The organism is Haliscomenobacter sp., assembly GCF_965225875.1.
In the GTDB taxonomy this organism is placed as follows: domain Bacteria; phylum Bacteroidota; class Bacteroidia; order Chitinophagales; family Saprospiraceae; genus Haliscomenobacter.
In genome coordinates this window covers 1,716,060-1,729,590 of the sequence record NZ_CBDDBS010000003.1, presented here as the reverse complement: position 1 = coordinate 1,729,590, position 13,531 = coordinate 1,716,060, and the positions used below count along the sequence as shown (strand labels likewise).

At 48.8% G+C, this 13,531-nt stretch carries 10 protein-coding genes; all 10 read right to left on the bottom strand.

Annotated features, from left to right (window positions below; genetic code table 11):
- Window positions 1-124: 124 nt before the first annotated feature.
- The 10 genes from ACO08K_RS27265 to ACO08K_RS27220 all read right to left on the bottom strand — a co-directional run bounded on the left by ACO08K_RS27265 (window position 125) and on the right by ACO08K_RS27220 (window position 13,520).
- Window positions 125-1,813, bottom strand: a complete 1,689-nt coding sequence (locus ACO08K_RS27265) for a sensor histidine kinase (RefSeq protein WP_421799660.1) — start codon at window positions 1,811-1,813, stop codon at window positions 125-127.
- Between the two features lie 175 nt (window positions 1,814-1,988).
- Window positions 1,989-3,182 carry a sensor protein KdpD gene (locus tag ACO08K_RS27260; protein WP_421799659.1) on the bottom strand — a complete coding sequence of 398 codons (1,194 nt, stop codon included), beginning with the start codon at window positions 3,180-3,182 and terminating at the stop codon, window positions 1,989-1,991.
- Window positions 3,183-3,185: 3 nt separating this feature from the next.
- Window positions 3,186-4,262, bottom strand: coding sequence for a porin (locus tag ACO08K_RS27255; RefSeq protein ID WP_421799658.1), 1,077 nt, complete (start codon window positions 4,260-4,262; stop codon window positions 3,186-3,188).
- Between the two features lie 122 nt (window positions 4,263-4,384).
- Window positions 4,385-4,951 (bottom strand): K(+)-transporting ATPase subunit C, encoded by a 567-nt coding sequence (locus ACO08K_RS27250; protein WP_421799657.1) that lies wholly within the window; start codon window positions 4,949-4,951, stop codon window positions 4,385-4,387.
- A gap of 214 nt (window positions 4,952-5,165) precedes the next feature.
- Window positions 5,166-7,202 carry a potassium-transporting ATPase subunit KdpB gene (gene kdpB / locus ACO08K_RS27245; RefSeq protein ID WP_421799656.1) on the bottom strand — a complete coding sequence of 679 codons (2,037 nt, stop codon included), beginning with the start codon at window positions 7,200-7,202 and terminating at the stop codon, window positions 5,166-5,168.
- A gap of 201 nt (window positions 7,203-7,403) precedes the next feature.
- Window positions 7,404-9,119, bottom strand: a complete 1,716-nt coding sequence (gene kdpA, locus ACO08K_RS27240) for a potassium-transporting ATPase subunit KdpA (RefSeq protein ID WP_421799655.1) — start codon at window positions 9,117-9,119, stop codon at window positions 7,404-7,406.
- An 18-nt stretch (window positions 9,120-9,137) separates the two neighbouring features.
- Window positions 9,138-9,218, bottom strand: coding sequence for a K(+)-transporting ATPase subunit F (gene kdpF / locus ACO08K_RS27235; protein ID WP_373550412.1), 81 nt, complete (start codon window positions 9,216-9,218; stop codon window positions 9,138-9,140).
- Window positions 9,219-9,541: 323 nt separating this feature from the next.
- Window positions 9,542-10,879 (bottom strand): vanadium-dependent haloperoxidase, encoded by a 1,338-nt coding sequence (locus tag ACO08K_RS27230; RefSeq protein ID WP_421799654.1) that lies wholly within the window; start codon window positions 10,877-10,879, stop codon window positions 9,542-9,544.
- Window positions 10,880-11,026: 147 nt separating this feature from the next.
- Window positions 11,027-11,989, bottom strand: a complete 963-nt coding sequence (locus ACO08K_RS27225; RefSeq protein ID WP_421799653.1) for a YitT family protein — start codon at window positions 11,987-11,989, stop codon at window positions 11,027-11,029.
- Window positions 11,990-12,185: 196 nt separating this feature from the next.
- On the bottom strand, window positions 12,186-13,520 hold the full coding sequence (locus ACO08K_RS27220) for a sigma-54-dependent transcriptional regulator (protein WP_421799652.1): 1,335 nt from the start codon (window positions 13,518-13,520) through the stop codon (window positions 12,186-12,188).
- Window positions 13,521-13,531 lie beyond the last annotated feature (11 nt).

Genomic DNA, 13,531 nt, shown 5'->3' with positions numbered 1-13,531 from the left:
CTTCTAAGGTGCCTCTTAGGTGTCTATGGTTTCTTAGGTGGTGAAAATACACTGCCTGCTTCGCAGGCTTTTTTTCTTCACCACCTAAGAAACCACAGACACCTAAGAGGCACCTTAGGGAGTGTTATTCTTGAAATTGGGGCAGGTCGAAATAGAAATTGGCCCCCTGCCCAAGCTGGCTGACGACCCCAATTTTTCCTCCCATCGCCTCCACAAAATCCCTGCTGATGGCCAGCCCCAAGCCGGTTCCACTTGATTTACTTCCTGGAGCTTTTACATATTTTTCAAAAATTTTATCCTGATATTCTGGTGCAATGCCAGGGCCTTGATCCTGGATCGAAAAATGAACCTGTCGATCTGATGTGGCTTCAATTTCCACCTTCAAATGATCACCTTCCGAAGCATGCCGAATGGCATTGGACAAGAGATTAATCAAGACCCAAATGGTTTTTTCGGGGTCCGACCATACCTTAGGCAATTGAGGCGCGAACTGCGTGCTGATTTGTAGCTTTTTATCCTGAGTTTGTGGGTAAAGTGCTTGCAAAGCCGTTCGAACCAATTCGGCAGGATCATTGGCTTGTAAAGTCAAATCAATTTTACCCGTTTCCAACTGAGTCATGTTCAACAACTCGCTGGTGATGCGCAGCAGGCGGTCGCTTTCGCCGCGGATGTCATGCACTAGTTGCACCTGGTTAGGGCTGAGGGCACCCGTTTTGGGGTTTTCCAGCAATTGTAAACCCAATTTGATGCCAGAAATTGGCGTTTTGAGTTCGTGGGAAATTGTCGCCAGGAAATTGGTTTTAGCCACATCTTTTTCCAAAAAGGTAGTGATGTTTTTGAGGACGTATACGGTACCAGGCTCTTCGTCCACCTGGATTTTATACGAATCAAGCAGGAAGTAATTTTCCCGATTGTCCATCACAATTTTGAAAGGTGAGGTGCCCGAAGGGTTGTCCATGATGAATTTTAGCAAGTCATTGTGTTGAACAATATCTCGGGCGGTTTGCCCAATGGTGTTTTCGGCTTCCAAGCCCAATAGTTGCAGCGCTTTTTGATTGGCAAAGAGGATGGTTTGGTTTTTGTCCATCCCGATACTGGCGTCGTCCAAACTATTGATTACTGCTTCGGCGCGTTTTTTTTCAAACATCAATTGGGCCAAATTACTGTGCTCGTATTCATCCAGTTTGCCCGCCATTTGGTTGATGGCCATGGCTAGCTCCCCAAACTCATCGGCGGTATCGATGTGCATCCGGTAAGTATAATTTTTGCGACTGAGTTCTTGAATGGCTTCGTTGAAACGGCGGATTGGCCCGGCGATTAACCCAGGAAAATTGAGCACAAAAGTGAAACCAATCAGGAACAAAAAACCGGACAGGGTTGAGATGTACAATTTAGCTTGTTGTGCAGCACGGATGGCAATGTCGTTTTTGCGCCGGATGGCCTGGAGGTTGATTTGCAGGATTTGCAGGATATTTTGGCGTACTGTTAAGATGGCACTACTATCACGGTCGACTTGCTCAAAAGCTTTACGGAGTGCCACTGTTACAGTAGCCTCCCCCTTTTCGGTGACATTTTTTTCCTGTAAACGCAAATAAGCATCAAAGCGGCGATGGATTTTTTGCTGAGCCGGGTCTTCCCTGTTCACCAGATTCAGCATGCCATGGCAATAATTTAAACTTTCATAATTGTCCTTCAACACTTCTTGGGTGACGTTTTTTTGCTCCGAAATGTAATACATGCTGATGCCCCCAATCAAGAGCAGCATCAGGAACAAAAAGGTGGTGCCCAGGGCTATTTTGTTTTGCAAGGTCATAATGATTTGCTTAAGACACGATTAAACGGTTTTTTCGCCACAAAGGCACAAAGGCACAAAGGCACAAAGACGCGAAGGGAAATTTTTGAAGCATGTCGACTTTGCGCCTTTGCGCCTTTGTGTCTTTGTGGTAAAAAATTCCGCCGCAGGCGGCTGCTTAATAGTTACAAAACGCTTAAGATAAAATTACCACATCCACTTCATTTTCCTTTAAAGCTCGCAACAATTGATTAAAAATGCCGGTGTGCAAGACGATTTGCCAAAAAGTAAGATGTGGCTTGCCAATACAAATGGTGGTGATTTGTTTTTCTTTGACCACCTCCAAAATGGCTTTGCCAATGTCGGGCACGGCCACGTTGATGGCTTTGAGGGGAATCGCCACCGGCACCAGCCAGCGATTCAAACGATTGGCGGCCTGAGCTTGGAGCACTTCTGCGCCTAACTCTACCGCCAATTGGAAATTGTTGATGAGGTGGCGCTGTTTGTCCAGGGGGATTTTGTCCAGGCTTTCATTGGGGGTTTGGACGTACAAAACGAACCATTTGCTTTGGTAATACCGCGCCAACCGGGCTGTTTTTCGGATGATCTTGCGGGCAGTAGCCTCATTGCTGCTGATACATGCTAAAAACCGTTCGTGACGTACCTTGACACTGCGTGGCACTTCTTGCTCTACTTTGCGCTCCACCTGGGTGGCCACTTCTTTGAGGGCCAATTCACGCAATTGCAGGATTTTTTCGGGCTGAAAAAAATTGCGCAGCGCCGTTTCCACCTTGGCAGGATCGTAAATTTTTCCCTCTTTCAAGCGGGTAATCAGGTCCTCGGCACTCAGGTCGATGTTGACGACTTCGTCGGCTTTTTGCAAAAAATCGTCGGGCACTCTCTCCTGCACCTGAACTCCGGTAATTCGATATACCTCGTCGTTGATGCTTTCGATGTGTTGGATGTTCACCGCCGTTATCACGTTGATGCCCGCTGCTAGTAACTCCATGACATCTTGCCATCGTTTGGGATTTTTGCTCCCGGGGATATTGGAATGCGCGAGTTCGTCGACCACCACCCAAGTTGGATGCAAGACCAGAATGGCATTCAGGTCGAGCTCGGTCATTTTTTTCCCTTTGTAAAATACTTCACGGGGGGGCAGAACGGGCAAATCTTTTAGCAAAGCCTCGGTTTCTTTCCTCCCGTGCGTCACCACCAAACCAAGCACGACCTGAATGCCCTGCTCCATCATTTGCCGGGCTTCCTGGAGCATACGGTAGGTTTTGCCCACCCCGGCACTCATGCCAATGTAGATTTTGAGTTTGCCTCGCCCAGCCTTGCGGAGCTGGGCGAGGTATTGATCAGCCAATTGAGTGCGTTCGTCTTGCATCCTTTAAAAAGCTAAGGCCAGTGCAGTTGTGAAAAAAGTATTGCTGGAACTGCGTTGACCGTCCCGATTGAAAAAATAATCGCCCTGCCCCGACAAAGTGCGCCCTTCCAAACGCAGTGAAACGTTGGAAACGGGCATGTAATCCAGATTGAGCGACAAGCCCAGCGTTTCAAAGCCATTTCCGGGTGAACTTACAATCACTTCATCCTTGTCCCCATAATATTCGGCCCGGCCCGCGATGGCGAATTGATCGTTGATGTTGTAGCGCAAAATGGCAATGGGGGCAATCCAGGTGCCCGTCTCTTCATTGTCAATTTCCTGTATTCCGATGTCAAATCCGGTGATCAGACCCAACTTTGGGGTGAGGTTAAAAATGCCATAAAAGTTGTTGAAAAAGCGTTTGACAATTTGATTGTCAGGTCTTTCATCGCCCAGGTAGGAGCTCCAGTTCAAGGTGATGTTGCTGTTGGGTTTGTAACTGAGTTGGGCACCCAAAATGGCACTTTGAATGCCTTCTACTCTGGTCATCCGTTGCCAACCATTGAGCAACAATGCCGCAGCGTACCATTTGCCATCGCTGGAATTGTAGCTCAGTCGTGCTCCAGTTTCGTAGTAGGGCGAGTTTTCTGCCGCCAAACTCCGGCTCAGTGCCCAACAATCTTTTCCAACTGCACTTTCAAACCCAATGTGCGAAGGCAAAACACCCAAATCAAGCCAGAGATCTTGTTTTTTTGACAATTTGATCCCGGCATTGGCTTCATAAATGTGTTGGAGCAAGGCAGGTTCTGCCGCCAGATTGTACTGGGCGTAGGTACCCGTCATCAAAGCCAGATTACCGCGTACCCGCTCGGTGGTGTAGGCTGCTTTGAGGTAACCCAGGTTAAGGGCGACTTCATTGTGGCGATTGTAGCTGTAAAAAAATCCCGGTCGCAAATGATCGGCGGGATTTGACAAATCATTGCTGTAGTAGGCCTCAACGTAGGCGCTGAATTTCAGGGCAGCAGTGGTGGTAGAATCTTGTGCAGAGGACAGGTTGGCGATGCCACAGATCGCCAAAAAAAGGACTAATTTGGTTTTCATGGTCTACTTGATTTAAATGCATGGCAACATTGGGTCAACGTAAAACATAACGGGTGATGCCGGATTGTAGAGACGCACGGCCGTGCGTCTCTACGCTGCGTTGCCCCGATTTTGTCATACACTCATTTGATTTGATCTAGTGCAAGGTTCAAAGTTAGCACATTTACCTTTTTAGGGCCGAATAAGCCTAGTAAAGGTTGTTGAGTGTGTTGCTCAACCAGCTGCTCCAACTGTTGCGCCTGAATACCCCGTGCAGCACTGATTCGGGCAACTTGAATCTTTGCGGCGGAGGGGGAAATGTCCGGGTCAAGGCCACTCCCGGAAGCAGTGACCAGCTCCGCAGGGATGTCTTTTTTTGCCACTTGAGGATTGTGGACCAAAAAACTGTCAATTCGGCTTTGTACAAGTGCGAGGTAATCAGGGTTGGAAGGCCCTTTGTTGCTGCCCGCCGAACCGGCAGCGTTGTAATCCACTGCGGAGGGACGGCCCCAAAAATAGCGATCTTCGCTAAAGTTTTGGCCAACGAGAGCAGCGCCTACGGCTTGGCCGTTGTGGTAAACCAATTCTGCTCTCCCCTGCGCCGGACCAATGAACTGGGCAAAACCCCAGATGAGTAGAGGATACAATACTGAGACCAAAATTAGGTTCACCAGGGTGAGCCGGATTGCTGGAAAAATATCTTGTTTCATTGTAAAGTTAAAGTTTAAACCCCGAAGGGGTGAAATGATTATAGAAAAAATCAATGAATTGGTGTTTTTCAAGAGAAACCCCGAAGGGGTGGTATTATAACTCCTTGAAAGACAATTTAAAAATGCCACCCCTTCGGGGTTTCTCTTGGAAAACGGTGGCGCCTGATCAATTGCTATAATCATTTCACCCCTTCGGGGTTTTATTGGGAAATGATTAAAACCAGATTGCAACCAAGAGGTCAATTACCTTGATCCCGATAAAAGGCAAAACCACGCCACCGAAACCATACACCAACAAATTGCGCCGCAGCAAGGCCTCCGCCCCAATCGGCCGATAAGCCACCCCCCGCAATGCCAACGGAATCAACATCGGAATGATGATGGCGTTAAAAATCACCGCTGACAAAATGGCACTTTCCGGGCTGTTCAATCTCATGATGTTGAGCGACTGCAAAGCTGGTAACGAAGCCATAAACAAAGCCGGGACGATGGCAAAATACTTGGCCACGTCGTTGGCGATGCTGAAGGTGGTCAGGGTGCCCCGGGTGATCAGCAACTGTTTGCCAATTTCAATCACCTCGATGAGTTTGGTGGGGTCATTGTCCAGATCCACCATGTTGCCCGCTTCTTTGGCCGCTTGGGTACCGCTGTTCATGGCTACCCCTACGTCGGCTTGCGCCAGGGCTGGCGCGTCGTTGGTACCGTCGCCCATCATGGCTACCAGGCGGCCATCGGCTTGCTCACGGCGGATGTAGGCCAGTTTGTCTTCGGGCTTGGCTTCGGCGATGAAGTCATCGACTCCGGCTTTTTCGGCAATGTACTTGGCGGTGAGTGGGTTGTCTCCAGTGACCATCACCGTTTTGACCCCCATGCGCCGCAGGCGTTCAAAACGTTCGCGGATGCCGGGTTTGATGATGTCTTGCAATTCAATGACACCTTGCACTTGACCGTTTTGGGCGACTACCAGCGGGGTTCCGCCATTGCTGGAGATGTCTTTGACCGCTTGGCTGGTCTCTGAGGGGAAGGTGTTTCCTGCTTGTTGCACCAGGCGCAAAATGGCATCTTGTGCTCCCTTGCGGATGTCGGTTTGATCGCTCAAAATGACCCCACTGGTCCGGGTTTCGGCCGTAAACTTGATCAATTGTGCCCCCGTAATGCTGGCGTTTTTGACGACCTGCTCGCCAGCCAATTCCAGGATACTTTTGCCTTCAGGGGTATCATCCGCCAGGGAGCTGAGCACACAAGCCTGGATGAAGTCATTTTGATGCACACCCGGTGCAGCATAAAAACGGGTTGCTTTGCGGTTACCAATGGTGATGGTCCCGGTTTTGTCCAAAAGCAGTACATCGATGTCGCCCGCAGTTTCTACGGCTTTACCCGATTTGGTGATCACATTTGCCCGCAGGGCCCGATCCATTCCCGCTACACCAATGGCCGACAACAAACCTCCGATGGTGGTGGGGATCAAACACACAAATAGCGCCACAAATGCTGCCACGGTGATGGGCGCTCCCGCATAATCCCCAAACGGTTTCAGGGTCACACAAACCATGATGAAGATCAGGGTGAAGCCAGCCAGCAATACGGTCAGCGCAATCTCATTGGGCGTCTTTTGGCGGGAGGCGCCTTCCACCAGGGCGATCATTTTGTCCAAAAAGGATTCGCCAGGCTGGGTGGTGACTTCTACCTTGATACGGTCGGAAAGTACTTTGGTGCCCCCGGTAACGCTGCTTTTATCGCCCCCGGCTTCGCGGATTACGGGTGCAGATTCCCCGGTAATGGCCGATTCGTCAATGGTAGCCAGGCCTTCAATGATCTCGCCATCCATCGGGATGATGTCCCCTGCTTCGCAGATAAAAACATCTCCTTTTTTGAGGGCTGATGAACTGATCACTTCCTGTTTGCCATTGCGCAGTACTTTGGCGGGCGTGTCCTCCCGGGTTTTGCGCAGGGATTCGGCCTGGGCTTTGCCACGTGCTTCGGCGATGGCTTCGGCAAAATTGGCGAACAAAACCGTCAGAAATAGGACGATGAAGACGACTAGGTTGTAGCCAAAACCACCTTGGCTGCTGTCGCCACTGAGCAGAGTGTAGATGGTCATGACGAGCATAATGGCTGTGCCGAGTTCTACGGTGAACATGACGGGGTTGCGGTAAAGCAACACAGGATTGAGCTTGCGAAAGGCTTCCACCAAGGCCGGGCGGACGAGCTCGGCGGCAAAGAGGGAAGTGCTTTTTTTATCGATTGACATTTTGTTTAGATTAGTATCTCACATTACATGGTTGCAGCTTCGCTGCTTTTATATAACCGCGACGGCGCGACGGTTCATTTGGCTGCGCCAAATGAGCGACGTAAAACGACGTATAGGTGTGCGAAGCACACGTAACGTCGCGCCGTCGCGTCGTCGCGGTTACAAAAACAAGCAGCGGAGCTGCTTACTGCGCAACGTGAGTTAATACATGGAAAAATACTCAGCCAGCGGCCCCAGTGCCAAAGCAGGGAAGAAAGACAAAGCCGCAACAATAAAAATCACCGCGAAAGTCATCACCCCAAACGTCGGCGTATCCACCCGCAGCGTACCCGAACTTTCCGGGATGTATTGCTTTTGAGCCAACAAACCTGCGATAGCGACCGGGCCAATAATCGGCAAAAAACGTCCCAGAATGAGCACAATACCCGTGCTGAAATTCCAGAAAAAATTGTTGTCGCCCAGCCCCTCAAAGCCACTGCCGTTGTTGGCCGAAGCAGAAGTGTATTCGTACAACATTTCGCTGAAACCGTGATCGCCAGGGTTGTTCAACCAGTTGCCGGGTTTCACCGCCCAGGCCAAGTCCGAATGATGCACCACCAAATAGCTGCTTAAGGCTGTGCCCGCCAGAATCAAAAATGGGTGCAACAAGGTGATCAGGGTGGCGATTTTCATCTCGCGGATTTCTACCTTTTTGCCCAGCAATTCCGGTGTACGTCCTACCATCAACCCACTGATGAACACGGCGACGATGATAAAAATGTAGTAGTTGAGCAATCCCACCCCCACGCCGCCATAAAGGGCGTTGATCATCATGTCCAGCATTTGCAGAAAACCGCTGAAGGGCGTCATGCTGTCGTGCATGGCGTTCACCGAACCATTGGAAGTGGCCGTGGTGGCGATCCCCCAAAGCGCGGAGGCTTCGGCTCCCAGGCGGATTTCTTTGCCTTCCATGCTGCCCAAGTTTTGGTCAATGCCCAGGGCGCTGATGGCTGGGTTACCAGCCGTTTCCGCACGAATGGTACCGACTACAAAGCTCAAAAAGCCAATCGACATCACCCCAAAAATCACCCAGGCCAGGCGCCGCCGCCGCAGGTAATAACCCAGTGCAAATACCATCGCCATGGGGATGAGTAAAATGGAAACGGTTTGCAGGATGTTGCTGAGGAAATTTGGGTTTTCCAGTGGGTGCGCCGAATTGACCCCAAAAAAACCGCCACCATTGGTTCCCAACTGTTTGATGGCAATCATGGCAGCGGCCGGGCCTTGGGAAATGCTTTGGGGTACACCTTGGAGGGTAGTTAGGTTTATTTTTCCATCAAAAGTCATGGGTGTGCCAAAGGCGACCAGCACGATAGCCAGTACAATTGAGAGGGGTAATAAGACCCGAGTGATGCTTTGTACGAAGTACACGTAAAAATTGCCGATGGTGTTCGACTGCTTTTCTTGCATGGCTCTGTAGACTCCCGCCAGGGCGGCCATCCCGGTCGCTGCGCTCACAAATTGCAGGAACATAATGACGCCCGTTTGAGTGAGGTAGGTAAGTCCCGATTCGCCGGAATAGTGTTGCAGGTTACAATTGACGACAAAACTGATGGCCGTATTGAAGGCCAAATCGGGCGTCATACTAGCATTTCCGTCGGGGTTGAGTGGCAAGATGCCTTGTAGAAACAACACCAGGAAAGCAAAAATAAACCACAACATATTGATGGTCAACAATGCCCGGATGAAGCGTTGCCAGCCCATTTCTTCGCCGGGATTTACGCCGCCCAGGCGGTACATCAAACGTTCCAGCGGATTTAAAAAATCGGTCCAGACTCGCTCACCCTGATAAACTTTGGCCAGGTAGCGACCCAAGGGAATGGCCAGCCCTACGCTCAGGGTCAAGGTGGCCAGCACGCCAAGTAAGTTGGTATTCATTGGTTTTTAATTGAAGGATTAGAATTTTTCTGGCCGTAATAGTACATAAATGAGGTACCCAAACACCAGCAAACAAAGGATGAATAGTGCGCTGAACATGGTCCTGGTTTAGATGTGATCAAATCGGTCGGTGACCCAGAAAAAGAGGGCGAAACAAATCAAGCCCGCAATCAATAATGCTGCTGCAATGAGCGTGTCCATACGTTTGGATTTTGATACGCAACAGTAATGCCAAAATTGGTGCCGAAAAATTGGTAGGCGATTTTTAATTTGAAAATCAGTGAGATGTGGATTTTTAGAAAGAAGTTGGCAGCATAAAACCATGCAGAAATGGAAAAGGGTATGCGGAAATGGAAAAGAACAAGGCGGAAATAAAAAAGGCACCCCAATTGAGGTGCCCACCAAATTTATCCTATAAGAAATTATTTTTGTTCGAACTTGATTTTTTCGATGAGTAGATCTGCAATACAGGTACCTTGCTTGAAGCCTTCTTCACAAGCCCGGCGCATGTGAACACCACCATAAATCCGGGAATGGAATGCCTCGGTTCCTGCATCCCGGAAGTTGTTGAATTTTCGTGGTGCAAAACCCTTGTCGGTATGCTGAGCATCCGTAAAACTGCGGCTGCCAAACAGATGGGTCAAAATACGCGATGACGCACCCGCATTTACCGAGGTTCCTGAGGTATAGTCGGGATAGGGTGGGGTAGGGACTGGAGAAGCCCAGTTTTGTTGATTGATTACTTCCCGAATGTAGGTAACCGGGCGTTGAAGGTTATAAGTATACTTGCTATACCAGCAAGAAATGAATCCATCACGAGTACTGCACGCCAAAAGAACATACATTTTCAGGGTAGTCTGGATATCCATATCAAATTGATCAACCAATTGATTGGCTATTCCAATCCACGATCCTGCGGGAGATCCTGAAACTCCAGGGTTATTGGCCCAATACCTACCAATTTCTACCTTTGCCGGGTCAAAAGAAGCGTCCAGCACTTCTTTGACGTCCTTGTAGTAAGCACTATTAGGATCTGTGCTGTATTCATAAGGTGCAGCGGGTTGACAAACCTGTGCACGCTCAATGGCCAATGGGCGGCTTTCCCACCAATAGGGAAGCATATACTGCTGACTCAGGGTGGCTCCGGTCCAGAATTGAGGATTGCCTACTCTGGAACGTTCAGTGTAATTTTTGTTACCGACACTGGCCCGCCCATCGGACGCCGCCCACTGAAGAATGGCTAAGGCGAGTTGGTCTGCAAAATCCTTGGAGTTTTTCATTACTTCCTGATCCAGGCCATTTTGCAGAACCAAATTATCGGCTTGCCGATCTGCCGTAGCTTGGAGCGAAAACACCGTCCCTGCTGAAATGTTGGGGGTAAGCTCTGCAATAACTTGAGGAGTTGCATGGCAAATTACAATACCCCAATCATAACGCTTGTTGGGATCAGGTTTGGGAAGGTTGGTCAGTCCATTGAGCTGACCTTCCAGTGAGCGGTAGCCAGGCATACCATGTACCATTGATTCATACATGGTAATGGCAGTGTAAGCATAAACGCGCGAAGCATCAAGCGCAAATAGTCCGGTTCTTTTGACTGAGTTGTAGGCCTGGGTCATCCATTCCTGAGGCAATTCTGCTGAAAAGTCGGCGGTAGGTTTTGAACTACTTTCCTCTTTATCATCAGGTTGGCAAGAAAAACTGAACACCAGAATGGCCAACAGGCAGCAACGCAATAGCTTTGTCACAAATTGATTGTACATAAATATTGATTTTAGAGTTAGATAGTATTGCTTTTGTGTAGATAGCCTCTAAAATCATTTATGATAGTAATACTATTATTTTGCAAATATAAAGCCCTCTTTGCACTTGTGCAAATTTTTTTTAACATAATTGATTTGTTGAAATTCTTAATGCAGCGGCCGCTTCTTAATCATCCCCCCCTTCGTATCATTAATGCTATGCATCAAAATAAACGCATTGGGATCAATCTTTTCAATTTCCGCTTTTAGGTTGCTCAATTCCAGGCGGGTTATGACGGTAAAAATGATGTCGATTTCACTGTCACGGTGGCCCGTTCTACCAAAGCCACGTTCACCTTTGTAGATGGTTACCCCCCGGCCAATGTCGTGGATGATCATTTGGCGGATATCTTCGGATTTGGGAGAAATGATGGTCACCCCGGTATATTCTTCGATCCCTTCTACAATAAAATCAACTGTTTTGGAGGCTGCCAGGTAAGTCAAAATGGAGTACAGGGCCGTTTCGATGGACAGCAAGTAAGCCGCAACCGAAAAGATGATGATGTTGAAAATCAAGATCAAATCACCGACCGAAAGCCCGGAGCGTTTGCTGATGTTGAGCGCGAGCACTTCAGTTCCATCGATCACGCCGCCGCCGCGCATTGAAAGCCCAATCCCGGCCCCCAGGAAAAAACCACCAAAGACCGAGACCAACAATTTATCTTCCGTTATTTGTGGATAAGGAATCACCTCAACTGCAAGCGCCAAGGCGACTATGCCAATGGCTGTTTTGACCGCAAAATCAAGGCCAATGGTGCGTAACCCCAGCAGGACAAAAGGAATATTGACCAGGAGCAACAACAGCGAAAGGGGCCAATCGGTGATTTCGGAAATCAGCAAAGATATCCCGACCGCCCCTCCATCGATGAAATGATTGGGCAATAAAAAACCTTTCAAGCCAAAGCCTGCCGACAAAACCCCCATACTCAACAAAAAGAGCTGAATGAGGCGGCGTTTGAATAAAATTTGAAACTGCTTTAGGCCTTTGGCGAGTACATAATTGCTGTATTTGCTCAGTTTCTTTTTGCGTAGGGTGGTGTTAAGGATTATTTTGGTCCATAGTGAATTCATAAATACGATACGTTTGTTGCAGTTAAACAATGGTGAACCCACAGCTCAACGTCATGTTTGAGTGTGGGAAATGCCTGGATAATCGTCAAAAACGTTTGTTTAAGCCTTGGGTACGATCCTGATAGAGGCGGGTCTAAAAAACTTAACGCCCCGGCCTTAGGAAAAGTTTGCCACGGAGCGGGGCTAAATTTTAACCTTACAATTGATACTCTTTGATCTTGGCATACAATGTAGTCAATCCAATGCCCAGTAACTCCGCAGTTTGGGTCTTATTGCCGTGGGTATGTTCCAGCATCCGTGAGATGTGCCGTTTTTCTACCTCCTTCAAAGACAAGACCCCAGTGGTGCCGCTATTGGCTTGATGCAAAAAATCCCAGGGTAGGGTATCACTTTCCAGTTGTGATGTCTCACTCAAGATACAAGCGCGCTCAATGGTATTGCGCAACTCGCGGATATTGCCTCGCCATTGGTGCTGCTGCAAGGCTTTTAAAAAATCCGGATGGGTGCTGCTGATTTTTTTATTGAGCTTTTGGCTGAACTGATCCATAAAATGCTTCACCAGCAAGGGAATATCTTCCAGCCTTTCGTTCAAAGAAGGCAAATGAATGGCAAAAGTGGCCAGGCGGTAGTACAAATCAATCCTGAACTGCCCATTGTTGCCGTCTTGTTCCAGGTTGCGGTTGGTGGCGGCAATGATGCGGACATCCACTTTTTGGGTTTTGGTTTGGCCAATTTTCAGGAATTCTCCATTTTCGAGCACCCGCAGCAATTTGGTCTGCAACTCCAGCGGCATTTCACCAATCTCATCTAAAAAGAGCGTGCCTTCGTGCGCCTCTTCCAATAAACCTTTTTTGTCTTTTATCGCTCCGGTGAAGGCCCCAGCTTTGTGCCCAAATAATTCACTTTCAATGATTTCTCTGGAAAATGCAGCGCAATTGAGGGCAACAAACGTTTTGCCTTTGCGCAAACTAGCCTGGTGGATGGCCTGGGCAAAAACGTCTTTGCCCGTGCCCGTTTCTCCAGTCAATAAAATGCTGGCATTGGTGGGGGCGACTTTCCGGGCGAGCGCTATGGCTTTTTGAATAGCCGGAGATTGACCAATGACCTGTTGAAAATCAAGGGGCACTTTGGCCGGAGCAGGGGAACTGGAATGAGCCCTCGCAACTAAGGCTTTCTCGGTAGCTTGAGCCAACAAGGTAATGATGCGGTTGTTGTCGTCGCCTTTTACCAAATAGTCAAAAGCGCCATTTTTGATGGCTTTTACCCCATCGGGAATGTTGCCGTAAGCGGTAAGTAAAATGACTTCGGTGAGGGGGTATTTTTGTTTGATTTCGGCAGTAAGGTCTACGCCATTGCCGTCGGGTAGTTTGACGTCACAAAGAACCACGGGGAAATCTTGCTGGGCCAGTTTTTTGAGCCCGGATTGGCAATCACCTGCCTCACTTACTTCATAATCCTCCAGTTGCAAAAGGCGGGCAAGCAAACTGCGGAGTTTGATTTCGTCGTCGATGATGAGTACTGCCGTTTTCATGGTCTTGATCT